The 23,902-nt window shown below is 41.2% G+C and carries 29 protein-coding genes and 1 other annotated feature; all 29 genes read right to left on the bottom strand.

Annotated features, from left to right (window positions below; translation table 11 throughout):
• Positions 1 to 3: 3 nt before the first annotated feature.
• On the bottom strand, positions 4 to 504 hold the full coding sequence (gene rpsE / locus H0185_RS01130) for a 30S ribosomal protein S5 (protein WP_221870397.1): 501 nt from the start codon (positions 502 to 504) through the stop codon (positions 4 to 6).
• A gap of 24 nt (positions 505 to 528) precedes the next feature.
• Positions 529 to 891 carry a 50S ribosomal protein L18 gene (gene rplR, locus H0185_RS01125; RefSeq protein ID WP_221870395.1) on the bottom strand — a complete coding sequence of 121 codons (363 nt, stop codon included), beginning with the start codon at positions 889 to 891 and terminating at the stop codon, positions 529 to 531.
• A 33-nt stretch (positions 892 to 924) separates the two neighbouring features.
• Positions 925 to 1,461: a 50S ribosomal protein L6 gene (gene rplF / locus H0185_RS01120; RefSeq protein WP_221870393.1), complete on the bottom strand. Its 537-nt coding sequence runs from the start codon at positions 1,459 to 1,461 to the stop codon at positions 925 to 927.
• Between the two features lie 31 nt (positions 1,462 to 1,492).
• Complete coding sequence (gene rpsH / locus H0185_RS01115) at positions 1,493 to 1,891, bottom strand: 30S ribosomal protein S8 (protein WP_221870391.1); 399 nt, start codon at positions 1,889 to 1,891, stop codon at positions 1,493 to 1,495.
• Between the two features lie 30 nt (positions 1,892 to 1,921).
• A complete protein-coding gene (gene rpsN / locus H0185_RS01110) occupies positions 1,922 to 2,107 on the bottom strand; it encodes a 30S ribosomal protein S14 (RefSeq protein ID WP_001085700.1) in 186 nt (61 codons plus the stop codon).
• Positions 2,108 to 2,132: 25 nt separating this feature from the next.
• On the bottom strand, positions 2,133 to 2,672 hold the full coding sequence (gene rplE, locus H0185_RS01105) for a 50S ribosomal protein L5 (RefSeq protein ID WP_221870389.1): 540 nt from the start codon (positions 2,670 to 2,672) through the stop codon (positions 2,133 to 2,135).
• A 27-nt stretch (positions 2,673 to 2,699) separates the two neighbouring features.
• Positions 2,700 to 3,011: a 50S ribosomal protein L24 gene (gene rplX, locus H0185_RS01100; protein WP_221870387.1), complete on the bottom strand. Its 312-nt coding sequence runs from the start codon at positions 3,009 to 3,011 to the stop codon at positions 2,700 to 2,702.
• 34 nt (positions 3,012 to 3,045) lie between these two features.
• The gene (gene rplN / locus H0185_RS01095) at positions 3,046 to 3,414 is read right to left on the bottom strand and encodes a 50S ribosomal protein L14 (protein ID WP_221870385.1); all 369 of its coding nucleotides are present in this window, start codon (positions 3,412 to 3,414) and stop codon (positions 3,046 to 3,048) included.
• 40 nt (positions 3,415 to 3,454) lie between these two features.
• Entirely contained in the window at positions 3,455 to 3,718 is a 264-nt protein-coding gene (gene rpsQ / locus H0185_RS01090; RefSeq protein WP_221870383.1) for a 30S ribosomal protein S17, read from the bottom strand.
• A 24-nt stretch (positions 3,719 to 3,742) separates the two neighbouring features.
• On the bottom strand, positions 3,743 to 3,943 hold the full coding sequence (gene rpmC, locus H0185_RS01085; RefSeq protein WP_090749663.1) for a 50S ribosomal protein L29: 201 nt from the start codon (positions 3,941 to 3,943) through the stop codon (positions 3,743 to 3,745).
• A complete protein-coding gene (gene rplP / locus H0185_RS01080; protein ID WP_221870382.1) occupies positions 3,933 to 4,367 on the bottom strand; it encodes a 50S ribosomal protein L16 in 435 nt (144 codons plus the stop codon). The genes rpmC and rplP overlap by 11 nt, the downstream gene beginning before the upstream one ends.
• Position 4,368: 1 nt before the next feature.
• Complete coding sequence (gene rpsC, locus H0185_RS01075; protein WP_221870380.1) at positions 4,369 to 5,025, bottom strand: 30S ribosomal protein S3; 657 nt, start codon at positions 5,023 to 5,025, stop codon at positions 4,369 to 4,371.
• 3 nt (positions 5,026 to 5,028) lie between these two features.
• Positions 5,029 to 5,370, bottom strand: a complete 342-nt coding sequence (rplV, locus tag H0185_RS01070; RefSeq protein ID WP_221870378.1) for a 50S ribosomal protein L22 — start codon at positions 5,368 to 5,370, stop codon at positions 5,029 to 5,031.
• A gap of 18 nt (positions 5,371 to 5,388) precedes the next feature.
• Positions 5,389 to 5,667, bottom strand: coding sequence for a 30S ribosomal protein S19 (gene rpsS, locus H0185_RS01065; protein WP_221870376.1), 279 nt, complete (start codon positions 5,665 to 5,667; stop codon positions 5,389 to 5,391).
• Positions 5,668 to 5,724: 57 nt separating this feature from the next.
• Positions 5,725 to 6,555, bottom strand: coding sequence for a 50S ribosomal protein L2 (rplB, locus tag H0185_RS01060; protein ID WP_221870373.1), 831 nt, complete (start codon positions 6,553 to 6,555; stop codon positions 5,725 to 5,727).
• A 30-nt stretch (positions 6,556 to 6,585) separates the two neighbouring features.
• Entirely contained in the window at positions 6,586 to 6,870 is a 285-nt protein-coding gene (rplW, locus tag H0185_RS01055; protein ID WP_221870371.1) for a 50S ribosomal protein L23, read from the bottom strand.
• Complete coding sequence (gene rplD, locus H0185_RS01050; protein ID WP_221870369.1) at positions 6,870 to 7,493, bottom strand: 50S ribosomal protein L4; 624 nt, start codon at positions 7,491 to 7,493, stop codon at positions 6,870 to 6,872. The genes rplW and rplD overlap by 1 nt, the downstream gene beginning before the upstream one ends.
• 24 nt (positions 7,494 to 7,517) lie before the next feature.
• Positions 7,518 to 8,147: a 50S ribosomal protein L3 gene (gene rplC, locus H0185_RS01045; protein ID WP_221870367.1), complete on the bottom strand. Its 630-nt coding sequence runs from the start codon at positions 8,145 to 8,147 to the stop codon at positions 7,518 to 7,520.
• 38 nt (positions 8,148 to 8,185) lie between these two features.
• The gene (rpsJ, locus tag H0185_RS01040) at positions 8,186 to 8,494 is read right to left on the bottom strand and encodes a 30S ribosomal protein S10 (RefSeq protein ID WP_046524765.1); all 309 of its coding nucleotides are present in this window, start codon (positions 8,492 to 8,494) and stop codon (positions 8,186 to 8,188) included.
• A 466-nt stretch (positions 8,495 to 8,960) separates the two neighbouring features.
• On the bottom strand, positions 8,961 to 10,148 hold the full coding sequence (tuf, locus tag H0185_RS01035) for an elongation factor Tu (protein WP_221870365.1): 1,188 nt from the start codon (positions 10,146 to 10,148) through the stop codon (positions 8,961 to 8,963).
• A gap of 120 nt (positions 10,149 to 10,268) precedes the next feature.
• The gene (gene fusA, locus H0185_RS01030) at positions 10,269 to 12,347 is read right to left on the bottom strand and encodes an elongation factor G (RefSeq protein WP_221870363.1); all 2,079 of its coding nucleotides are present in this window, start codon (positions 12,345 to 12,347) and stop codon (positions 10,269 to 10,271) included.
• A 49-nt stretch (positions 12,348 to 12,396) separates the two neighbouring features.
• Positions 12,397 to 12,867 carry a 30S ribosomal protein S7 gene (gene rpsG / locus H0185_RS01025; protein ID WP_221870361.1) on the bottom strand — a complete coding sequence of 157 codons (471 nt, stop codon included), beginning with the start codon at positions 12,865 to 12,867 and terminating at the stop codon, positions 12,397 to 12,399.
• Positions 12,868 to 12,906: 39 nt separating this feature from the next.
• Entirely contained in the window at positions 12,907 to 13,329 is a 423-nt protein-coding gene (rpsL, locus tag H0185_RS01020) for a 30S ribosomal protein S12 (protein WP_221870358.1), read from the bottom strand.
• A 335-nt stretch (positions 13,330 to 13,664) separates the two neighbouring features.
• Positions 13,665 to 17,264, bottom strand: coding sequence for a DNA-directed RNA polymerase subunit beta' (gene rpoC / locus H0185_RS01015; protein ID WP_221870357.1), 3,600 nt, complete (start codon positions 17,262 to 17,264; stop codon positions 13,665 to 13,667).
• A 193-nt stretch (positions 17,265 to 17,457) separates the two neighbouring features.
• Entirely contained in the window at positions 17,458 to 21,018 is a 3,561-nt protein-coding gene (gene rpoB, locus H0185_RS01010) for a DNA-directed RNA polymerase subunit beta (RefSeq protein WP_221870355.1), read from the bottom strand.
• Positions 21,019 to 21,251: 233 nt separating this feature from the next.
• Positions 21,252 to 21,860 (bottom strand): class I SAM-dependent methyltransferase, encoded by a 609-nt coding sequence (locus tag H0185_RS01005; RefSeq protein ID WP_221870353.1) that lies wholly within the window; start codon positions 21,858 to 21,860, stop codon positions 21,252 to 21,254.
• A 123-nt stretch (positions 21,861 to 21,983) separates the two neighbouring features.
• Positions 21,984 to 22,349 (bottom strand): 50S ribosomal protein L7/L12, encoded by a 366-nt coding sequence (rplL, locus tag H0185_RS01000; RefSeq protein ID WP_221870350.1) that lies wholly within the window; start codon positions 22,347 to 22,349, stop codon positions 21,984 to 21,986.
• A 52-nt stretch (positions 22,350 to 22,401) separates the two neighbouring features.
• On the bottom strand, positions 22,402 to 22,902 hold the full coding sequence (gene rplJ, locus H0185_RS00995) for a 50S ribosomal protein L10 (RefSeq protein WP_221870434.1): 501 nt from the start codon (positions 22,900 to 22,902) through the stop codon (positions 22,402 to 22,404).
• Positions 22,903 to 22,936: 34 nt separating this feature from the next.
• Positions 22,937 to 23,075: a sequence feature (ribosomal protein L10 leader region), on the bottom strand.
• Positions 23,076 to 23,125: 50 nt separating this feature from the next.
• Positions 23,126 to 23,869: a 50S ribosomal protein L1 gene (rplA, locus tag H0185_RS00990; protein WP_343223059.1), complete on the bottom strand. Its 744-nt coding sequence runs from the start codon at positions 23,867 to 23,869 to the stop codon at positions 23,126 to 23,128.
• Positions 23,870 to 23,902 lie beyond the last annotated feature (33 nt).

Here is a 23,902-nt window from a genome sequence, read left to right as displayed (position 1 = left end):
TCCTTATCCTAACAGTTCTTCTACTGATTTACCGCGTAACTTCGCTACGTCTTCAGCACGCTTTAATTGTGTTAAACCATCAATAGTAGCACGAACCATATTGATTGGTGTATTTGTTCCAAGAGATTTAGACAAGATGTTTTGAACACCCGCCAATTCTAATACCGCACGAACTGGTCCACCAGCGATGACTCCAGTACCTTCAGAAGCAGGCTTAAGAAGGATTTCACCAGCACCGAAGTGTCCGATTACCTCGTGAGGAATTGTTGTACCAACCATAGGTACAAAAATCAAGTTCTTCTTCGCATCTTCAATTGCTTTGCGAATAGCATCTGGTACTTCTTGTGCTTTACCAGTTCCGAAACCAACATAACCGTTCTTATCACCAACTACTACAAGAGCAGTAAAACGGAAACGACGTCCACCTTTAACAACTTTAGCTACACGGTTAACCGTAACTACGCGTTCTTCAAGTTCAAGTTTGTTTGGATCAATGCGACGCATCTAATTGTGTCCCTCCTTTTTATATTAAAATTGTAAGCCGTTTTCACGTGCAGCATCTGCCAAAGCCTTAATACGGCCATGATATAGATATCCTCCACGGTCAAATACAACTTCGCTAACGCCTTTTTCTACTGCACGCTTTGCTACTAGTTCTCCGACCTTAACTGCAGCTTCAAGGTTGCCTGTAGATTCAACATTTACTTCTTTATCCATTGTAGAAGCACTCGCTAAAGTTACTCCATTTACATCGTCGATTAGTTGAGCATAAATGTGTTTGTTTGAACGGAACACATTTAAACGAGGACGAGCTGCTGTACCGCTAACTTTAGCACGGACACGAGCATGTCTTTTACGGCGAGTAGCGTTTTTATCCGCCTTCGTGATCATTTACGTCACTCCTTTCGTTTAACCTATGAGGCCTTACTTACCAGTTTTACCTTCTTTACGGCGTACGAATTCGCCTTCGTAACGGATACCTTTGCCTTTATATGGCTCTGGTGGACGTACTCCGCGGATATTAGCAGCAAGTGCACCTACACGCTCTTTATCTGCTCCCTTAACAATCACCTTTGTGTTAGAAGGAACTTCGATTTCAAGGCCTTCTTCAGCCTCGATTTCAACTGGATGAGAATATCCCACACTTAATACAAGTTTCTTACCTTGCTTCGCAGCACGATAACCGACACCGATTAAATCTAGAGATCTTTCAAATCCTTTAGAAACACCTTCTACCATGTTTGCAAGAACTGCGCGAGTTGTACCGTGCAGTGCGCGGTGTTCCTTTGCATCAGATGGACGAGAGATTGTAATAACATTCTCTTCAATCACGATTTGGATATCTTGGTTAAAAGAACGAGATAATTCGCCTTTTGGACCTTTTACTGTTACAAAGTTGCTTTCATTCGTAACAGTAACCCCTGCAGGGATTTCAATTGGTTTTTTACCTACGCGAGACATTCATTGCACCTCCATTCTTTTGAAAAATCTATTACCAGACGTAAGCTAATACTTCTCCGCCCACTTGCTTAGCACGGGCTTCTTTATCAGATAGTACGCCATTTGATGTTGAAACAAGTGCGATTCCTAGACCGTTAAGTACGCGAGGTACTTCGTTAGACTTAGCATAAACACGCAAACCAGGTTTGCTAATGCGCTTAAGACCAGTAATAACACGCTCATTATTTGCACCGTACTTAAGGAAGATACGGATAATTCCTTGCTTGTTGTCTTCGATATATTCTACATCACGTACGAAACCTTCACGCTTAAGAATTTCAGCGATCTCTTTTTTCATATTAGAAGCAGGTACTTCTAATTTTTCGTGACGAACCATATTCGCATTACGAATACGAGTAAGCATATCTGCAATTGGATCTGTCATGACCATTGTTTTTACCTCCTTCCCAATCTTTCAGTTTTACCAGCTAGCTTTTTTCACACCAGGAATTTGTCCTTTGTATGCTAATTCACGGAAACAAATACGGCAAAGCTTGAATTTACGGTATACAGAGTGCGGACGTCCGCAGCGCTCACAGCGTGTGTACTCTTGTACCTTGAATTTAGGCGTGCGTTTTTGTTTCGCAATCATTGATTTCTTAGCCACGTTTTCGCCTCCCTCTATTTAGAGATTACTTTTGAAATGGCATTCCGAATGATGTTAATAGTTCACGAGCTTCTTCATCAGTGTTAGCAGTCGTTACAATAACAATATCCATGCCACGTACTTTACTTACTTTATCGTAATCAATTTCAGGGAAGATTAATTGCTCTTTAACACCCATTGTGTAGTTTCCGCGACCATCGAATGATTTCTTAGAAACACCACGGAAGTCACGTACACGTGGAAGTGATACTGAAATTAATTTGTCTAGGAATTCATACATACGCTCACCGCGTAGAGTTACCTTCGCGCCGATAGGCATACCTTCACGAAGACGGAAGCCAGCGATTGATTTTTTAGCTTTAGTGATAACTGGCTTTTGACCAGAGATGATTGCTAATTCTTCAACAGCCATGTCTAATGCTTTTGCATTAGCAACTGCATCGCCCACACCCATATTGATTACGATTTTTTCTAACTTTGGTACTTCCATTACGGATTTATAGTTAAACTTGCTCATTAGAGCAGGAGAAATTTCCTTGTTGAACTTTTCTTTTAGGCGGTTCATTTATGAGTACCTCCCTTCTTTTTTAAACTATTTATCTAGAACTTCACCGGATTTTTTTGCTACGCGTACCTTCTTACCGTCTTCCTCTTTGTAACCAACTCGGGTTGGCTTGCCAGATTTCGGATCGATAGGCATAACATTTGATACATGAATAGGTGCCTCTTGGCTAAGAATTCCGCCCTGCGGATTTTCTTGTGAAGGTTTAGCGTGTTTTTTCACGATATTAATCCCTTCAACTAGAACACGGCTTTGCTTAGGGAATGCTGCAAGAATATTCCCAGTTTTGCCTTTGTCCTTACCAGAGATGACCATTACTTTGTCACCTTTTTTGACATGCATCTGCTGCACCTCCTTAGAACCATTTGAATTTATATTAGATTACTTCTGGAGCTAGTGAAACGATTTTCATGAAGTTGTTTTCACGTAATTCACGTGCAACTGGTCCGAAGATACGAGTTCCACGTGGGCTCTTATCATCACGGATGATCACACATGCGTTTTCATCAAACTTGATGTATGTTCCATCGGGACGACGTGCGCCAGTCTTTGTACGAACAATAACTGCTCTAACAACGTCACCTTTTTTAACAACGCCTCCTGGTGTTGCTTGTTTGACTGTACAAACAATAACATCACCAATATTGGCAGTTTTACGACCAGTACCACCAAGTACTTTGATAGTAAGAACTTCACGAGCACCTGAATTATCAGCCACTTTTAAACGAGTTTCCTGTTGGATCATGCGAGTAACCTCCCTTCGGAATTGCCTTTATCCGAACGATTTAGATAATAACAGCTTTTTCTACAACTTCTACTAAGCGGAAGCGTTTTGTTGCAGAAAGTGGACGAGTTTCCATAATACGTACTACATCGCCAGTTTTTGCAAGATTTTGCTCATCATGAGCTTTAAACTTTTTAGAGTATTTTACGCGCTTGCCGTATAGTGGATGTGTTTTATAAGTTTCGATAAGAACAGTGATGGTTTTATCCATCTTGTCAGAAACTACACGTCCAGTATAGACCTTACGCTGGTTGCGTTCACTCATTGCGTGCGCCCTCCTCTCTGATTATCAATTATTAACGCCGATCTCTCTTTCACGAATCACAGTTTTCATACGGGCAATCGCCTTCCGTACTTCACGGATGCGAGCTGTGTTTTCAAGTTGCCCAGTCGCTAATTGAAAGCGCAGGTTAAAAAGCTCTTCTTTTAAAGATTTCACTTTTTGTTCGATTTCAGCAGTGGTAAGGTCACGAATTTCATTAGCTTTCATTGGATTCACCACCAATTTCTTCTCGTTTTACAAACTTCGTTTTAACAGGAAGTTTGTGGGATGCAAGACGTAATGCTTCACGAGCCACTTCTTCAGAAACACCCGCGATTTCAAACATAATCTTCCCTGGTTTTACAACTGCTACCCATCCTTCTGGAGAACCTTTACCAGAACCCATGCGGACTTCTAGAGGTTTTGCAGTGTAAGGCTTATGAGGGAAAATTTTAATCCATACTTTACCGCCACGCTTCATATAACGAGTCATCGCAATACGAGCTGCTTCGATCTGACGGTTAGTGATCCAGGAGGCTTCAGTAGCTTGTAGGCCGTATTCACCGAATGCTACCTCAGTGCCGCCTTTTGCGCGTCCGCGCATTTTTCCACGGTGTTCGCGGCGATACTTAACGCGTTTTGGCAATAACATATTATTTGCCTCCTTCCTCAGTTTTCTTCTTCGTTGGAAGGACCTCTCCCTTATAAATCCATACTTTAACTCCAAGCTTACCGTATGTTGTATCAGCTTCTGCTGTAGCATAATCGATATCCGCACGAAGTGTATGAAGAGGAACTGTTCCTTCGCTATAATGTTCTGCACGAGCAATATCTGCTCCGCCTAGACGACCTGAAACTTGAGTTTTGATTCCTTTTGCACCAGCACGCATCGCACGTTGGATGGTTTGCTTTTGAGCACGACGGAATGAAACACGGTTTTCAAGTTGACGAGCAATATTCTCTGCTACTAATTTTGCATCAAGATCTGCTCTCTTGATTTCAAGGATGTTTATATGAACACGTTTGCCAGTAAGTGCATTTAGGGCTTTACGAAGTGCTTCTACTTCTGTTCCACCTTTACCAATTACCATACCAGGCTTAGCAGTGTGTACTGTTACATTTAAGCGGTTAGCGGCACGCTCAATTTCAATTTTAGAAAGAGATGCATCGCGTAGGCGCTTAGTGATGTACTCACGAACTTTAATGTCTTCGTGTAAAAGATCAGCGTAGTCTTTGCCTGCGTACCATTTTGATTCCCAATCACGGATAACACCGATACGCAAACCGACTGGATTTACTTTTTGACCCACTAATTATCCCTCCTTCTTTTCTGATAAAACGATTGTAATGTGGCTTGTGCGCTTGTTGATTGCACTTGCACGACCTTGTGCACGTGGACGGAAACGCTTCAGTGTAGGTCCCTCGTTTGCATAAGCTTGAGATACTACAAGATTGTTTACATCCATTTCATAGTTGTGTTCTGCATTTGCTAGAGCAGATTTCAGAACCTTTTCAACGATTGGAGAAGCAGCTTTCGGGGTGAGTTTTAAAATCGCCACCGCTTCACCAACTTGCTTTCCTCGAATTAGATCTAGTACTAAACGAGCTTTACGAGGAGCAATACGAACTGTATTAGCAACAGCTTTTGCTTGCATATGAATAGCCTCCTCTCATTAACGTCTTGTTTTCTTATCGTCAGCGGCATGGCCTTTATATGTTCTTGTTGGAGCAAATTCTCCAAGCTTATGGCCTACCATGTCTTCTGTCACATAAACCGGTACATGCTTACGTCCGTCATAAACGGCAATTGTATGTCCGATGAATTGCGGGAAGATCGTTGAGCGACGTGACCAAGTTTTTACAACTTGTTTACCCTCAGTCTCGTTTAGCTTTTCGATCTTTTTCATTAAATGATCATCAACAAAAGGTCCCTTTTTTAAGCTACGACCCATGATTGAACCTCCCTTCGTGATTGTCCTACGGTTCTTAGGAACCGTAGCTCAATCCCGTTATTTTTTACGACGACGTACGATGAACTTGTCGGATTTGTTTTTCTTCTTACGAGTTTTGAATCCAAGAGTTGGTTTACCCCATGGAGACATTGGAGACTTACGTCCGATTGGAGCACGACCTTCACCACCACCGTGTGGGTGATCGTTAGGGTTCATTACAGATCCACGTACAGTTGGACGCTTGCCTAACCAACGAGAACGACCTGCTTTACCAATGTTAATAAGTTCATGTTGTTCGTTACCTACTTGACCTACAGTAGCACGGCATTCTGCAAGAATCATACGTACTTCACCAGAGTTCAAACGGATAAGAACATATTTACCTTCTTTACCAAGCACTTGTGCACTTGTTCCAGCAGAACGGACTAATTGTCCACCCTTACCAGGTTTTAATTCGATGTTGTGAACAACTGTACCTACAGGAATATTCACAAGTGGTAATGCATTACCTACTTTAATATCAGCTGTTGGTCCAGACATAACTTCCATTCCAACCACTAGGTTTTTAGGTGCTAAGATGTAACGCTTTTCACCGTCAACGTAGTTAATTAATGCAATGTTTGCGGAACGGTTTGGATCATATTCAACTGTGGCAACGCGTCCTGGAATGCCATCTTTATTGCGTTTAAAATCGATGACACGGTATTGACGCTTATGGCCGCCACCTTGATGACGAACAGTTAACTTACCTTGGTTATTACGGCCGCCTTTTTTATGCAACGGAGCAAGCAACGATTTTTCGGGCTTGTCAGTAGTGATTTCAGCGAAATCAGACGCTGTCATGTTACGACGACCATTAGAGGTAGGTTTGTACTTTTTAATCGCCATTTCATTTCCCTCCTCTTCTAATTAGCTAAATTAGACCTCGAATAATTCGATTTCTTTGCTATCTTGAGTTAACGTAATAATGGCTTTACGGCGCTTGTTAGTATAACCACCGAATTTACCCATACGCTTGAATTTACCTTTATAGTTCATGATGTTGACATTTTTAACTGTAACACCAAAGATTTCTTGTACCGCATCTTTAACTTGAGTTTTGTTTGCTCTGACATCTACCTCAAACGTATATTTCTTATCAGCCATAAGGTCAGATGAACGTTCAGTGATTACGGGGCGCTTAATGATATCGCGTGCATCCATTATGCAAGCACCTCCTCTACTTTTTCAACTGCTGCTTTAGTCATGATCAACTTGTCATGATTTAAAACATCCAGTACGTTGATTCCCTCAGCGGAAACAACTGTGATACCAGGAATGTTACGTGCAGAAAGAGCAACATTTTCGTCAAGACCAGCAGTTACGATTAGCGCTTTGCTGTCAACGGAAAGTCCTTTTAATACACTTGTGAATTCCTTAGTTTTTGGTGCATCAAAGCTTAAGCTTTCAAGAACCAAAATTTCTTCTGCTACAACTTTTGAAGATAGTGCAGATTTGATTGCCAAACGGCGAACTTTTTTAGGAAGTTTGTAGCTATAGCTACGTGGTACAGGACCGAATACAGTACCACCACCACGCCATTGTGGAGAGCGGATAGAACCCTGACGGGCACGACCAGTACCTTTCTGACGCCACGGCTTACGACCACCGCCTGCTACTTCAGAACGAATTTTTGTTTTGTGAGTTCCTTGGCGTAAGGAAGCTCTTTGCATAACAACCGCTTCGAACATTACATGGTTGTTTGGCTCGATACCAAATACAGAATCATTAAGTTCAACATCGCCAACTTGTGATCCAGCTTGGTTAAATAATGCTACTTTAGGCATTCCTTTTTCCTCCTTTCTTAAATGTTACTTCGCTTTAACAGCTGTCTTGATTTTAAGCAATGCTTTTCTAGGTCCAGGAACATTTCCTTTGATTAGAAGTAGATTGCGTTCTTCGTCAACTTTAACGATTTGTAAGTTTTGAACAGTAATTTGTTCTCCACCCATACGTCCAGGTAATAATTTACCTTTGAATACGCGGTTCGGAGCAACAGGACCCATTGAACCAGGGCGACGGTGGTAACGAGATCCGTGAGCCATAGGTCCACGAGATTGTCCGTGACGCTTGATCGCACCTTGGAATCCTTTACCTTTTGAAATTCCTGTTACATCTACTACATCGCCTTCTGCGAAAATATTAACTTTGACTTCCTGACCAACCTCATATTCTGCTAAGTCAACTCCGTTAAATTCACGTACGAAGCGCTTAGGAGTAGTATTAGCCTTTGCAACATGTCCCTTTTCAGGTTTGTTTGAAAGTTTTTCACGCTTATCTTCAAAACCAAGCTGTACAGCTTCGTAATTATCAGTCTCAGCGTTCTTAACTTGAAGTACTACGTTTGGAGTAGCTTCAACAACTGTTACCGGGATAAGATCACCATTTTCAGCAAATACTTGAGTCATACCGATCTTTCTTCCTAAGATTCCTTTGGTCATTCGTCACACCTCCTATAATATTGGTTTATTTATTTCAATTATAATTTGATTTCGATATCTACGCCTGACGGCAAGTCTAAACGCATCAATGAGTCAACAGTTTGTGGTGTTGGATTGATGATATCAATTAGACGTTTATGCGTACGCATTTCGAATTGCTCACGAGAATCTTTGTACTTATGCACCGCACGAAGAATTGTGTAAACATTCTTTTCAGTTGGAAGTGGAATCGGTCCAGATACAGCTGCACCAGAACGTTTCGCAGTCTCAACAATCTTTTCAGCTGATTGATCAAGAATCCTATGATCATACGCCTTTAAACGGATACGAATTTTTTGTTTTGCCATTATTTTCCCTCCTTTTCGCCTATTTTAAAATAGACATTCTCCACGAAAATTTTCCGCACACTCGCCATGGCAAAGCGGCCGGGTGTGTCGGTAACCTTTCGCATCATCGCAGTCAAAGACCAACATTGCCTATTATACAGAAAAACTCTGGTGAATGCAACACCTTTTATTTTTCTTGTATGTCTAACACACTTTTACTATTATAGACGCTACATCTATGGAATTCAAGTAAAGTTTATATAATATCTATACTTTATAAACAGAAACTCTTTCCAGTTAAACATAATTCACCCTGATGGATGATATATATAGAAGAAACTAGGTTAAACCCAAATTCTATGAGAAAAGAAACCTCGTTTTCCGTGTCAAAATTCACGTCTACATATATATAAAACTCCCCGGTTAATCGACATATAAAAAAAAGTAGATGAGGGATCTCATCTACCTTTTTAAAAAATTATAATGATTATTCTTGGATTGAAGCTACTACTCCAGCGCCTACAGTACGGCCACCTTCACGAATAGAGAACTTTGTTCCTTCTTCGATCGCGATTGGAGAGATAAGCTCAACAGTCATTTCAATGTTATCGCCAGGCATAACCATTTCTACACCTTCAGGAAGGTTACAGATACCAGTTACGTCAGTTGTACGGAAGTAGAACTGTGGGCGGTAGTTTGTGAAGAATGGAGTATGACGTCCACCTTCTTCTTTAGATAGAACATAAACTTCTGCTTTAAACTTTGTGTGTGGAGTGATAGAACCTGGCTTAGCAAGTACTTGTCCACGTTGGATTTCTTCACGAGCAACCCCACGAAGAAGCGCACCGATGTTGTCACCAGCTTCTGCATAATCAAGAAGCTTACGGAACATTTCTACACCAGTTACAGTTGTAGATTTTGGCTCTTCAGCAAGACCGATGATTTCAATTACGTCACCGACTTTAACTTGTCCACGCTCAACACGTCCAGTAGCAACTGTTCCACGACCAGTGATTGAGAATACGTCCTCAACTGGCATCATGAATGGCTTTTCAGTGTCACGCTCAGGAGCTGGGATGTACTCATCTACAGCAGCCATTAGTTCGATGATTTTCTCTTCCCACTCAGCTTCTCCTTCAAGAGCTTTAAGAGCAGAACCTTTGATAACAGGGATGTCATCGCCAGGGAAATCATATTCAGATAGAAGGTCACGAACTTCCATTTCTACTAATTCAAGTAGCTCTTCATCATCAACCATATCACACTTGTTCATGAATACTACTAAGTAAGGAACACCAACCTGACGAGAAAGTAGGATGTGCTCACGAGTTTGTGGCATTGGACCATCAGCAGCAGATACTACTAGGATACCGCCGTCCATTTGCGCAGCACCAGTGATCATGTTTTTAACATAGTCAGCGTGTCCTGGGCAGTCAACGTGCGCATAGTGACGAGTAGCAGTTTCATACTCAACGTGAGAAGTGTTGATTGTGATTCCACGCTCTTTTTCTTCAGGCGCGTTATCGATTTGGTCATATCCGCGTGCTTCACCGCCACCAGCTTTTGCAAGTACAGTAGAGATAGCAGCAGTTAAAGTTGTTTTACCATGGTCAACGTGACCGATTGTACCGATATTTACGTGTTGCTTAGAACGATCGAATTTAGCTTTTGCCATTTTGTAATCCTCCTTATTATTTGGGAAGTTTAAGTATATATAAGGCTATGGAAAAGGTATTCCTTCTCCACAGCTATGTCTTACATTAGTAGTTATACTTGATTAAAGGTTGAAAATCAATTATTCACCTTTATTTTTTTTGATGATTTCTTCAGAAACTGATTTAGGAACTTCTTCGTAGTGGTCGAAGTGCATTGAGAATACACCACGTCCTTGTGTACTTGAACGAAGAGCTGTTGCGTAACCAAACATCTCTGAAAGTGGAACCATCGCACGAACTACCTGAGCGTTACCACGAGCATCCATACCTTCAACACGTCCACGACGAGCAGTAATCATACCCATGATATCTCCAAGGTATTCCTCAGGGATAACAACTTCTACTCTCATTACTGGTTCAAGGATAACCGGTTGACATTTTGAAGCAGCATTTTTAAGTGCCATTGAAGCGGCAATTTTAAACGCCATTTCAGAGGAGTCAACATCATGGTATGAACCATCAAATAGACGAGCTTTAATGTCAACTAGTGGGTATCCAGCAAGGACACCACGGTCTAGTGCATCTTCAAGACCAGCTTGTACTGCAGGAATGTATTCACGAGGAACCACACCACCGACAATACCGTTCTCGAATTCAAAGCCTTTTCCTTCTTCATTTGGAGAGAATTCAATCCAAACATGTCCGAATTGTCCACGTCCACCAGACTGACGCGCGAATTTACCTTCAACCTGAGCTGAAGCACGGAAAGTTTCACGATAAGCAACCTGTGGTGCACCTACGTTTGCTTCCACTTTAAATTCACGTTTCATACGGTCAACGATGATATCCAAGTGAAGTTCACCCATACCAGCAATGATTACTTGTCCAGTTTCCTGGTCAGTATGTGCTCGGAATGTAGGATCTTCTTCTTGTAATTTTTGTAGAGCAGTAGTCATTTTGTCCTGATCGGCTTTTGACTTAGGTTCTACAGAAAGTTGGATAACTGGTTCTGGGAACTGCATGGATTCAAGAATTACTTCTTGCTTTTCATCACATAAAGTATCGCCAGTTGTTGTGTCTTTTAAACCTACAGCAGCTGCAATATCTCCTGCATATACAGTTGAGATTTCTTGGCGGCTGTTTGCGTGCATTTGTAGGATACGACCCACACGCTCACGCTTACCTTTTGTTGAATTCTTAACGTATGAACCAGCATCAAGTGTTCCTGAGTACACACGGAAGAATGTTAACTTACCAACATAAGGGTCAGTCATAACTTTAAATGCCAATGCAGAGAATGGCGCGCTATCATCTGAATGACGTTCAACCACTTCTTCTGAATCAGGTAGATGACCTTGAATTGCAGGTACATCTAGTGGAGAAGGAAGATAGTCAATAACGGCATCTAGCATTAACTGAACACCTTTGTTTTTAAATGCTGAACCACAGATTACTGGGTAGAATTCAACGTTAGTCGTACCTTTACGGATTGCAGCTTTGATTTCTTCAATCGTTAGCTCTTCTCCACCTAGGTATTTCTCCATTAATTCTTCGTCTAGTTCTGCTACCGCTTCAAGTAATTTTTCACGGTATTCGTCAGCTTGCGCTTTATATTCTTCTGGAATTTCACCTTCGGTAATATCTGTACCAAGGTCATTCGCATAGAATCTAGCTTTCATTTCAACTAAATCGATAATACCTGTGAATTCATCTTCGGCACCGATTGGTAGTTGAATTGGGTGTGCATTTGCTTGAAGACGGTCATGAATTGTGCCTACAGAGTATAAGAAGTCTGCTCCTAGCTTATCCATCTTATTTACGAATACCACACGTGGTACTCCATAAGTTGTAGCTTGGCGCCAAACTGTTTCTGTTTGCGGCTCAACACCTGACTGTGCATCAAGTACTGCAACTGCTCCATCAAGAACACGTAGGGAACGTTCAACTTCAACAGTGAAGTCTACGTGTCCCGGAGTGTCAATGATGTTTACACGGTGTTCTTTCCAAGAAGCTGTTGTCGCAGCAGATGTAATCGTGATTCCACGTTCTTGCTCCTGCTCCATCCAGTCCATTTGGGAAGCACCTTCGTGTGTTTCGCCGATTTTATGGATACGGCCTGTATAATAGAGGACACGCTCAGTAGTTGTCGTTTTACCGGCATCGATATGAGCCATGATCCCAATATTACGTGTTCTTTCTAAGGAGAACTCTCTTGCCATTTGGTCTTTCTCCTTCCATGTATGAGTGTTTTAGTTTTTGAAGGTTAGATTACCAACGATAATGAGCAAACGCTTTGTTTGCTTCCGCCATTTTGTGTGTATCTTCACGCTTCTTGACAGATGCTCCAGTGTTGTTAGCAGCATCAAGAATTTCATTAGCTAAACGCTCTTCCATTGTCTTTTCTCCGCGAAGGCGAGCATAGTTCACTAACCAACGAAGACCTAGTGTAGTACGACGGTCTGGACGCACCTCAACTGGGACTTGGTAGTTTGCACCACCAACACGACGTGCTCTAACTTCTAATACTGGCATAATGTTCTTTAGTGCTTGATCGAATACTTCGATAGCATCTTTTCCAGAACGCTCAGCGATGATATCAAATGCAGAGTATAAAATCTTTTGAGATTTACCTCTCTTGCCATCAACCATCATTTTGTTAATTAAACGAGTAACTAACTTTGATTTGTAAATCGGATCCGGTAATACATCTCTTTTCGCAACAGGACCTTTACGTGGCATATTATTTCCTCCTTTCAAAAAGGCTATTAATTGATGTTATTATTTCTTAGCTGCTTTAGGACGCTTAGTACCGTACTTAGAACGACCTTGCATACGGTTGTTAACGCCTGCTGTATCTAGTGCTCCACGAACGATATGGTAACGTACCCCTGGTAAGTCTTTTACACGACCGCCACGGATAAGAACGACACTGTGTTCTTGTAAGTTGTGGCCAATACCAGGAATATAAGCTGTTACCTCAATTCCGTTTGTTAAACGAACACGGGCATATTTACGAAGCGCTGAGTTCGGCTTCTTTGGTGTCATTGTTCCAACACGAGTACATACACCGCGCTTTTGTGGAGATGTAAGGTTGGTTTGCGCTTTTTTGAAGCTGTTATAGCCTTTGTTTAGCGCTGGAGATTTTGATTTTTCCTCGGTTGACTTACGAGGTTTGCGTACTAATTGATTAATTGTAGGCATTGTTTTTCCTCCTTTCATTACTTTGGTAGACCCACACATCCAGGTGGTTCATTTTTTGCTAAAAAACAAAGTCTTTGCGGATCTGTACGCCACAAAAACAGTTTTTACTGAGTAAAAGAAACAACATTGTTCCCTAATACATCTTCCTGACTTTTGAACAACAAAGTATCAGGTAAGTAGGAACACCTTTGCTATAATAGCATCTCTAAAAAAATATGTCAACATTATATTCATAAATTATTTATTAAACAAAATATCTTATCAAAGAAATGCGGTACTCCCTCACGAGTTGGAAGTACCGCAATTTTTTAAGAGAGCTTTCTAATCATTTAGAATTACTCAACTGGTACTGCATCTTCCGGTGTTTCTTCCACCAAGACAGGTTCTGCTTTACGATAGCGTTGCATTCCTGTTCCAGCTGGAACTAACTTACCGATAATAACATTTTCTTTAAGTCCAAGGAGTTCGTCACGTTTCCCTTTGATAGCAGCATCTGTAAGAACTCTTGTTGTTTCCTGGAAGGATGCAGCTGACAAGAAGGAATCTGTCTCAAGAGACGCTTTGGTAATTCCAAGAATTACAGGGCGTCCTGTAGCAGGTAGTCTTCCTTCAAGAAGTGCCTGACGGTTTGCATCCGTAAACTGATGAATTTCAAGTAAGGTTCCAGGGAGAACATTTGTTTCACCTGCATCAATTACTCTAATCTTCCTCATCATTTGTCGAACCATTACCTCAACGTGTTTGTCGCCAATTTCTACCCCTTGCATACGGTAAACCTTTTGAACCTCGCTTAGGAGGTATTCTTGAACAGACTTCACGTCTTTAACACGCAATAATTCTTTCGGATCAATTGAACCTTCAGTTAGTTCTTGACCACGCTCGACTTGACTATTTACTGCAACTTTAAGTCTAGCTGTATATGGAGCTGTATAAGTACGTGATTCGACATCGCCTTGAACAACGATTTCATGTTGACGATCACGACCTTCATTGATTCCCACAACAACTCCACTAATTTCAGAAATTACAGCGACCCCTTTAGGATTACGAGCCTCAAATATTTCCTGAATACGAGGTAAACCTTGAGTGATATCATCCCCAGCAACCCCACCGGTATGGAATGTACGCATTGTTAACTGAGTACCTGGTTCACCGATAGATTGTGCAGCAATAATACCAACTGCTTCTCCAACTTCAACTTCCTGTCCGGTAGCTAAGTTGCGACCATAACACTTCTTACATACACCATGGCGAGTGTTACAAGTGAATGCAGAACGAATCCATACTTCCTCAAATCCAGCATCGACTATTGCAATCGCTAAATCTTCGGTAATCAATTCGTTTTCTCTTATGATTATTTCGTTTGTTTCTGGATGTTTAATTGTCTTTCTTGAATAACGTCCAACTAAACGCTCATCAAGGGCTTCAATGATTTCTGTACCGTCTCGCAACGCTCTTACGTCTAGGCCACGGTCAGTTCCACAATCATCTTCACGCACAATAACATCTTGCGCAACATCTACGAGACGACGAGTCAAATAACCAGAGTCCGCTGTCTTAAGTGCTGTATCGGCAAGACCTTTACGCGCACCGTGTGTGGAGATAAAGTACTCCAATACTGTAAGACCTTCACGGAAACTTGACTTAATCGGCAATTCAATAATACGACCAGCCGGGTTGGCCATCAATCCACGCATCCCCGCAAGCTGAGTAAAGTTCGATGCATTACCACGAGCACCAGAATCACTCATCATGAAGATTGGATTGGTTTTACTCAAGGATTTCATCAACTTTGATTGAATTGTATCTTTTGCTGCACTCCAAATGGAGATAACACGGTCATAACGCTCATCTTCTGTAATTAATCCACGTCTGAATTGCTTCATGACATTATCTACTTTGGCTTGTGCATCATTAATAATTTCTTCTTTTTCACCAAGGACAACGATATCCGCAACACCAACTGTAATTCCAGCTTTAGATGAATAACGGAAGCCTAGGTCCTTCATCCGGTCAAGCATTTTGGATGTTTCAGTGATTTGGAATTTCTTGAAGACTTCAGCAATAATGTTCCCTAAGATTTTTTTCTTGAAAGGATCAACTAAAGGCATCTCTTTAATAACTGCCTTAACATCTGTTCCTTTTGCTACGAAATACTTCTCAGGTGTTTTCTCTTCAAGATTCGTTTTTGTCGGTTCATTAATATACGGGAAGGTATCTGGTAGAATTTCATTGAAAATCAACTTACCGACCGTAGTCATAAGCAACTGCTTGCTTTGCTCTTCAGTAAAGGTTTGATTCCCTAATGAACCTGCATGGACTGCAACCCGTGTATGAAGGTGTACATAACCATTTTGATAAGCTATTAGCGCCTCATTCCGGTCCTTAAAGATCATTCCTTCTCCAACTGCACCTTCACGTTCAAGTGTAAGGTAATAGTTACCAAGTACCATATCCTGAGATGGAGTAACAACTGGCTTTCCATCTTTCGGGTTTAAGATGTTCTGTGCAGCAAGCATTAATAAGCGAGCTTCTGCCTGAGCTTCTGCTGAAAGAGGTACGTGAACAGCCATTTGGTCACCGTCAAAGTCTGCGTTATACGCAGTACATACGAGTGGGTGAAGACGAATTGCACGTCCTTCTACTAGCGTTGGCTCAAATGCTTGAATCCCTAGTCTATGAAGCGTAGGGGCGCGGTTAAGCAACACTGGGTGCTCCTTAATAACATCCTCTAGCACATCCCAAACTTCAGGTTGAACTCTTTCAATTTTTCTTTTTGCCGATTTAATGTTATGTGCAAGTCCTTTTTGAACAAGCTCCTTCATGACAAATGGCTTAAATAACTCGAGTGCCATTTCCTTCGGAAGACCACACTGATACATTTTTAGGTTAGGACCAACAACGATAACCGAACGACCTGAATAGTCAACACGCTTACCTAGTAGGTTCTGACGGAAACGACCTTGCTTTCCTTTCAACATATGGGAAAGAGATTTTAATGGACGATTTCCTGGACCTGTTACTGGACGACCACGACGGCCATTATCAATCAGTGCATCGACAGCTTCTTGAAGCATACGTTTTTCGTTTTGAACGATAATACTTGGTGCTCCAAGGTCAAGCAAACGCTTGAGTCGGTTATTACGGTTAATTACCCTACGATATAAATCATTTAGATCTGATGTAGCAAAACGACCACCATCAAGCTGTACCATTGGTCGTAGCTCTGGTGGAATAACTGGAAGAACGTCAAGAATCATCCATGATGGTTCGTTCCCAGAATTACGGAATGCTTCAAGAACCTCTAGGCGCTTAATCGCACGTGTACGACGTTGGCCTTGAGCAGTTTTCAGCTCTTCCTTTAATCCGTCAACATCCTTATCTAAATCGATATCGGAAAGAAGCTTTTTAATCGCTTCTGCACCCATGGATGCTTGGAATTTGTTGCCGTATTTATCTTTATATGCACGATACTCTTTTTCAGAAAGTAATTGCTTTTTCTCTAAAGCTGTATCACCAGTATCCGTTACAACATAAGAAGCAAAGTAAATAACTTCTTCTAGTGCTCTAGGAGACATATCAAGGACAAGACCCATACGGCTTGGAATTCCTTTGAAATACCAAATATGTGAAACAGGTGCAGCTAGTTCGATATGACCCATTCGTTCACGACGTACTTTTGCACGGGTAACTTCAACACCACATCGATCACAGACTACTCCTTTATAACGGACACGCTTATATTTTCCACAATGGCATTCCCAGTCCTTAGTAGGACCGAATATCCGTTCACAAAACAAACCGTCTTTTTCTGGCTTTAATGTTCGGTAGTTAATTGTTTCTGGTTTCTTCACTTCACCATAGGACCATGAACGAATCTTATCTGGTGAAGCAAGGCCGATCTTCATGTATTCAAAATTATTGACATCCAGCAAGGGGCCTACCTCCCTTTTAATCTAGGGTTTTACCCGAATGAAAAGCAGAAGCACTTTGGTCAGCCCCAAGGGGCTAAGTGCTACAGCTAGACAAAGCTTATGTATCCAATAAAGATACGATAGCTATATTTAAACTATGATTGCGTGATACCAAACTACTTTTAGGCAGTTTGGTATCACGCTTTTATATCATTTATTCTTTAGAACCAACTTTTTCTGAGTTGGCATTCTCGGTTTCATTGGCGATTGTCAGTGTTTCAGGTTGTTGCAATTCTTCGTCATCGTCGAAGTCACGCATTTCAATTTCCTTTTCATCACCTGAAAGGATTTTAACATCCATACCTAAACTCTGAAGCTCTTTCATTAACACTTTGAAGGATTCTGGAACTCCTGGTTCAGGAACATTCTCACCTTTAACGATGGCTTCGTACGTTTTCACACGGCCGACAACATCATCCGATTTGACAGTAAGTATTTCCTGAAGCGTATAGGCAGCACCATAAGCTTCAAGTGCCCAAACTTCCATCTCCCCGAAACGCTGTCCACCAAACTGAGCTTTACCACCCAGTGGCTGTTGCGTAACAAGAGAGTATGGTCCAGTAGAACGCGCATGAAGTTTATCGTCAACCATGTGGGCAAGTTTAATCATATACATGACTCCTACCGATACGCGGTTGTCAAACGGCTCCCCTGTACGACCATCGTAAAGGACAGTTTTTGCATCACGTGCCATACCAGCTTCTTCAATGGTTGACCACACATCTTCCTCTGTCGCACCATCAAATACCGGTGAAGCAACATGAATACCAAGATAACGTGCAGCCATTCCTAAATGGAGCTCTAGCACCTGTCCGATATTCATACGAGATGGAACGCCTAGAGGGTTCAACATGATATCAATCGGTGTACCATCTGGTAAGAACGGCATATCCTCTTCAGGAAGGATACGAGAGATAACCCCTTTGTTTCCGTGACGTCCTGCCATTTTATCGCCTTCATGAATTTTACGTTTCTGAACGATATATGCACGAACCAGCTGATTCACACCCGGAGGTAGTTCATCGCCATCTTCACGATTAAAGACTTTAACGTCAAGGACGATTCCGCCACCACCATGTGGAACACGGAGGGAAGTATCACGGACTTCACGCGCTTTTTCACCAAAGATTGCATGTAATAAGCGTTCTTCTGCTGTTAATTCAGTAACCCCTTTAGGAGTAACCTTCCCAACAAGCAAATCTCCATCTTTTACTTCGGCACCAACTCGGATAATTCCACGCTCATCAAGGTTACGCAACGCGTCTTCCCCAACGTTTGGAATATCACGAGTGATTTCCTCAGGTCCAAGCTTGGTATCACGAGACTCTGACTCATATTCCTCAATATGAATAGAGGTATAGACATCATCTTTTACTAAGCGTTCACTCATGATGATGGCATCCTCGTAGTTATAACCATCCCAGTTGATGAATCCTACAAGCACGTTTCTTCCTAATGCAAGCTCTCCAGCTTCCATTGATGGACCATCTGCAAGAATTTCACCTTTCGTCACACGGTTACCAACACTTACGATTGGGCGCTGGTTGTAGCATGTACCTTGGTTAGAACGGATGAATTTCTGCATTTTATATTTATCAAGGTCACCTTTAATTTCTTGACCATCTACTTCTGTAATGCGACGTACCCAAACTTGACGTGCTTCAACATGCTCAACAATTCCTTCGTGCTTACAAATAACAGCAGCGCCGGAATCTCTTGCTGAAACATGCTCCATACCCGTTCCAACTCTAGGAGCTTCAGGTTGCAATAACGGAACAGCTTGTCGCTGCATGTTCGCACCCATTAATGCACGGTTGGAGTCATCATTTTCCAAGAAAGGAATGCATGCTGTCGCAGCAGAAACTACCTGTTTTGGCGATACATCCATATAATCTATGCGCTCACGGCGAACTACGGTGTTTTCACCACGGAAACGAGCAACAACCATATCATCTACGAAAGAACCGTCTTCAGACAATATTGCATTTGCCTGTGCAACAACATAATTGTCCTCTTCATCGGCAGTTAGATAATCAAAATGAGTCGTTACCTTTCCTGTTTCCGGATCTACCCGGCGGTAAGGTGTTTCAATAAACCCAAATTTATTCACTTTCGCAAATGAGGAAAGCGAGTTAATCAGCCCGATATTCGGACCTTCTGGCGTTTCAATCGGACACATACGACCATAGTGAGAGTAATGAACGTCACGAACTTCAAATCCCGCACGTTCACGTGTCAAACCACCAGGTCCAAGTGCAGATAAACGACGCTTATGTGTCAATTCTGCCAACGGATTTGTCTGATCCATAAACTGTGAAAGCTGGGAACTACCAAAGAATTCTTTGATTGAAGCAATTACCGGACGAATATTAATCAATTGCTGTGGTGTAATCGTGTTTGTATCTTGAATCGACATTCTCTCACGAACCACACGTTCCATTCTAGAAAGACCAATACGGAATTGATTCTGTAATAGCTCTCCAACTGAACGAAGTCGTCTGTTTCCTAAGTGATCGATATCATCTGTATCACCGACACCGTGCAATAAGTTAAAGAAATAACTTATTGAAGCAATAATATCAGCAGGTGTGATGTTTTTAATTGGCTCTTCTACATAAGCATTTCCGATGATGTTAATAACCTTTTCACCATCATCATTCGGAGCATAGACCTTAATAGATTGTAATAATATATCGTCTTCTACTACTCCACCATATGGTTTATGCGTTTCGAAACCAACATTTTTCTCTAGGCTATCAAGAATTTTATCTAATGTTCGGCGATCAAGCGTAACACCTTGCTCAGCAATAATCTCCCCTGTTTCAGGGTCAACTAGAGTTTCAGCTAATTTTTGACCAAACAAGCGATTTTTAATATGAAGCTTCTTATTAATCTTATAACGACCAACATTTGCTAAATCGTAGCGTTTTGGGTCAAAAAATCTTGAGACTAGGAGACTTTTTGCGTTATCGACTGTTGGTGGTTCACCTGGACGAAGACGCTCATAGATTTCAAGAAGTGCCTTTTCTGAGCTTTCTGTGTTGTCTTTTTCAAGCGTATTCCGGATATATTCGTTATCACCAATTAAATCAATGATCTCCTGGTCGGAACCAAACCCAAGGGCACGCAAAAGAACCGTAACAGGGAGTTTCCTCGTACGATCTATCCTTACATATACAACATCTTTCGCATCGGTTTCATACTCAAGCCATGCTCCGCGATTAGGAATAACAGTAGCGGTAAAACCTTTTTTACCGTTCTTATCCATTTTCGCACTGTAATATACGCTAGGAGAACGCACTAATTGAGATACGATAACCCTTTCGGCACCATTAATAACAAAGGTACCTGTCTCTGTCATAAGTGGGAAATCCCCCATAAAGACATCTTGGTCCTTTACTTCACCTGTTTCTTTATTGACAAGACGCACCTTCACCCTTAATGGAGCAGAGTACGTAACATCTCTTTCTTTTGATTCATCTACCGGATATTTTGGCTCGGCAAGACTATAATCAATAAACTCTAGCGATAAGTTTCCTGTAAAGTCTTCAATTGGAGAAATATCCTGGAACATTTCTCTTAATCCCTCATCAAGGAACCATTGATAGGAAGCTGTTTGTATTTCAATTAAATTCGGCAGCTCCAAAACTTCACTAATGCGTGCGTAACTTCTTCGCTGGCGGTGTCGTCCATACTGAACTAGTTGACCTGTCAACTGATTCACCCCTCAAATCAAGCGTAATTATTCCACTATTCGTGTTCTTCCTGCATACTACTTTCATAAGACAAAAAGAAAAAGGGTTTTCACGTTTAAAAACCACATTTTCTAGACGTACAATTATTTTGTTAGTTTTCCCCAAATTTCCTAAAATATACGTATAAAGCGTAATTTTAGCATATTAAAGAAAACTAATCTATGGCATTTTATAATACTATCATAGGCAAAATTTATCTGTCAACTTTTTTTGCTTTGATTATAAAATACCCTTTCTTCTTTTCTACTACATCCACTTGACCGAACATCGTTTCCAACTTTTCAAGAGCAGAGGGCGCCCCCTGCTTCTTTTGAATGACAACCCATAGTTCGCCAAAATCCGCGAGACGTTCATAGCTTTGTTCAAAAATATCATGAACCGTTTGCTTACCTGCACGTATCGGTGGGTTGGTTAGAATAGCATCAAAATCGCTCTCTTTAACCTGCAGCAGACGATCACTTTCGTATACCTTGACATTTTCAAGTTGATTTAGTTTTGCATTTTCTTTAGCAAGGTCCAATGCACGCTGGTTTACATCAACCATATGTATAACCACATTAGGAAAAGATTTTGCTAGAGATAAACCAATTGGTCCATACCCACAACCGACATCGAGAATCTTCCCTTCACTCTTTTCAAATTGAAAGGCCTCAATTAATAAGCGTGAACCAAAGTCAACTTCCTTCTTAGAGAAAACACCCCGATCCGTTTTGAAACGAAAAGTATGTTCTCTCAAATTGAAATCCCAATAGACAGGATTGCTATCAACTTCAGGATTCTTTGAATAATAATGATTTGACACGAATCCACCACCCTGAAAAGCATATGACTTTTCCCCAAAAACTATTATTCTTGAAAGACCATTAAACTATACAAAAATAGCCAAAAAAAGCTCGCTTGATAGCGAGCTTTTCCAGGTTTTAAATTACTTAACTTCGACGTTAGCTCCAACTTCTTCAAGTTTAGCTTTAAGTTCTTCAGCTTCTTCTTTAGAAATGCCTTCTTTAAGTGGCTTCGGTGCGTTATCAACAACTTCTTTTGCTTCTTTAAGTCCAAGGCCAGTGATTTCACGTACAACCTTGATAACTTTGATTTTTTGATCTCCAGCAGAAGCTAGGATTACATCAAATTCAGTTTGCTCAGCAGCAGCGTCTCCACCAGCAGCTCCACCCATAACAGCTACAGGAGCTGCAGCAGTTACACCAAATTCTTCTTCGATTGCTTTTACTAAATCGTTAAGTTCTAAAACAGTCATAGATTTAACTGCTTCAATGATTTGTTCTTTAGTCATTGTAATTTTCCTCCTTAGGATTGTTTGTTTTATTTATAAAACGTAGATTAGCTTACGCGCCTTGTTCTTCTTTTTGTTCTGCAACAGCTTTTGTAGCAAGAGCAAGATTGCGGATAGGTGCTTGAAGCACGCTGAGTAGCATAGAAAGTAAACCTTCGCGAGATGGTAGATCTGCAAGAGCTTTAATATCTTCAACAGAAGCAAGATTTCCTTCAATAACACCAGCTTTAATTTCAAGCGCTTCGTTCTTCTTAGCAAATTCGCTAAGAATTTTCGCAGGAGCAACAACATCTTCTGTGCTGAATGCAATTGCGTTTGGACCAGTCAACACTTCGTTTAAACCAGCAAGGTCAGCAGCTTCAGCCGCACGGCGAGTCATTGTGTTTTTGTACACTTTAAACTCAACACCTGCATCACGAAGTTGTTTACGAAGTTCAGTTACCTGACCAACAGTTAAACCACGGTAGTCAACAACGACTGTAGATACACTAGATTTTAGTTTATCAGCAATTTCGTCAACTAGTAGTTGTTTCTTTTCAATAACAGTGCTCATCATTACACCTCCTGTAGAATTTTCTACACTCATACCGGTCAATAAAAAACCTCCGAGTCTTTCAGACAAGGAGGTAGTATACAATAGTGAAACGTTTGGATCTATCGTATGACCTCGGCAGGAAATTAAGCCTTTAAGGCACCTACTGTCTGCGGTACAAATGTTATATTAATTTAGCAACAAAATATATTATAGATAATATATTCGTTGTTGTCAATTGGAATTATTTTGCAGTTACAGTTGAAGGGTCAACCTTAACTCCAGGTCCCATTGTAGTAGAAACAGTTACATTCTTCATGTAAGTTCCTTTTGCTGCAGCAGGCTTAACTTTCATCATTGTATCAAAGATTGTGTTGAAGTTTTCAACAAGCTTTTGATCTTCGAAAGAAACCTTACCGATTGGAACATGAATGTTTCCAGCTTTATCAACGCGGTATTCTACTTTACCAGCCTTGATTTCGTTCACTGCTTTTGTAACATCAAAAGTAACAGTACCTGTCTTAGGGTTTGGCATTAAGCCTTTAGGTCCTAATACACGTCCAAGTTTACCAACTTCACCCATCATGTCAGGTGTTGCTACGATTACATCAAAATCGAACCAACCTTGTTGGATCTTGTTGATGAATTCAGAATCACCTACAAAATCTGCGCCAGCAGCTTCTGCTTCTTTTGCTTTTTCACCTTTAGCGAAAACTAGAACGCGTTGAGTTTTACCAGTACCATTTGGAAGCACAACTGCTCCACGGATTTGCTGGTCAGCTTTCTTAGGGTCTACGCCTAAACGGAAAGCAGCTTCAACAGTAGCATCGAATTTAACGACGCTAGTCTTTTTTGCTAAATCAATTGCTTCTTGAATATCATAAGCCTTTGTACGATCTACTAGCTTAACGGCTTCTTGATACTTTTTACCTTTGTTAGCCATTATATTTTCCTCCTTGATTGTGGTTTTAGCGGAATTTCCTCCCACTTAGAAAGGCGTAAGTGCCTTGGTCAGCCCCGA

The sequence above is a fragment of the Mesobacillus maritimus genome (assembly GCF_019749255.1).
Lineage (GTDB): Bacteria > Bacillota > Bacilli > Bacillales > Cytobacillaceae > Mesobacillus_B > Mesobacillus_B maritimus_A.
This window is presented reverse-complemented; position numbering and strand designations above follow the sequence as displayed.

Bases quoted from the DNA above. Each gene is read 5' to 3' on its own strand.
- rpsE (WP_221870397.1), bottom strand. From the start codon at position 504: ATGCGTCGCATTGATCCAAACAAACTTGAACTTGAAGAACGCGTAGTT.
- rplR (WP_221870395.1), bottom strand. From the start codon at position 891: ATGATCACGAAGGCGGATAAAAACGCTACTCGCCGTAAAAGACATGCT.
- rplF (WP_221870393.1), bottom strand. From the start codon at position 1,461: ATGTCTCGCGTAGGTAAAAAACCAATTGAAATCCCTGCAGGGGTTACT.
- rpsH (WP_221870391.1), bottom strand. From the start codon at position 1,891: ATGGTCATGACAGATCCAATTGCAGATATGCTTACTCGTATTCGTAAT.
- rplE (WP_221870389.1), bottom strand. From the start codon at position 2,672: ATGAACCGCCTAAAAGAAAAGTTCAACAAGGAAATTTCTCCTGCTCTA.
- rplX (WP_221870387.1), bottom strand. From the start codon at position 3,011: ATGCATGTCAAAAAAGGTGACAAAGTAATGGTCATCTCTGGTAAGGAC.
- rplN (WP_221870385.1), bottom strand. From the start codon at position 3,414: ATGATCCAACAGGAAACTCGTTTAAAAGTGGCTGATAATTCAGGTGCT.
- rpsQ (WP_221870383.1), bottom strand. From the start codon at position 3,718: ATGAGTGAACGCAACCAGCGTAAGGTCTATACTGGACGTGTAGTTTCT.
- rpmC (WP_090749663.1), bottom strand. From the start codon at position 3,943: ATGAAAGCTAATGAAATTCGTGACCTTACCACTGCTGAAATCGAACAA.
- rplP (WP_221870382.1), bottom strand. From the start codon at position 4,367: ATGTTATTGCCAAAACGCGTTAAGTATCGCCGCGAACACCGTGGAAAA.
- rplV (WP_221870378.1), bottom strand. From the start codon at position 5,370: ATGCAAGCAAAAGCTGTTGCTAATACAGTTCGTATTGCTCCTCGTAAA.
- rpsS (WP_221870376.1), bottom strand. From the start codon at position 5,667: ATGGGTCGTAGCTTAAAAAAGGGACCTTTTGTTGATGATCATTTAATG.
- rplB (WP_221870373.1), bottom strand. From the start codon at position 6,555: ATGGCGATTAAAAAGTACAAACCTACCTCTAATGGTCGTCGTAACATG.
- rplW (WP_221870371.1), bottom strand. From the start codon at position 6,870: ATGGATGCACGCGATATCATTAAGCGCCCCGTAATCACTGAACGTTCA.
- rplD (WP_221870369.1), bottom strand. From the start codon at position 7,493: ATGCCTAAAGTAGCATTATTTAACCAAGCTGGATCACAAGTTGGCGAT.
- rplC (WP_221870367.1), bottom strand. From the start codon at position 8,147: ATGACCAAAGGAATCTTAGGAAGAAAGATCGGTATGACTCAAGTATTT.
- rpsJ (WP_046524765.1), bottom strand. From the start codon at position 8,494: ATGGCAAAACAAAAAATTCGTATCCGTTTAAAGGCGTATGATCATAGG.
- tuf (WP_221870365.1), bottom strand. From the start codon at position 10,148: ATGGCAAAAGCTAAATTCGATCGTTCTAAGCAACACGTAAATATCGGT.
- fusA (WP_221870363.1), bottom strand. From the start codon at position 12,347: ATGGCAAGAGAGTTCTCCTTAGAAAGAACACGTAATATTGGGATCATG.
- rpsG (WP_221870361.1), bottom strand. From the start codon at position 12,867: ATGCCACGTAAAGGTCCTGTTGCGAAAAGAGATGTATTACCGGATCCG.
- rpsL (WP_221870358.1), bottom strand. From the start codon at position 13,329: ATGCCTACAATTAATCAATTAGTACGCAAACCTCGTAAGTCAACCGAG.
- rplL (WP_221870350.1), bottom strand. From the start codon at position 22,349: ATGACTAAAGAACAAATCATTGAAGCAGTTAAATCTATGACTGTTTTA.
- rplJ (WP_221870434.1), bottom strand. From the start codon at position 22,902: ATGAGCACTGTTATTGAAAAGAAACAACTACTAGTTGACGAAATTGCT.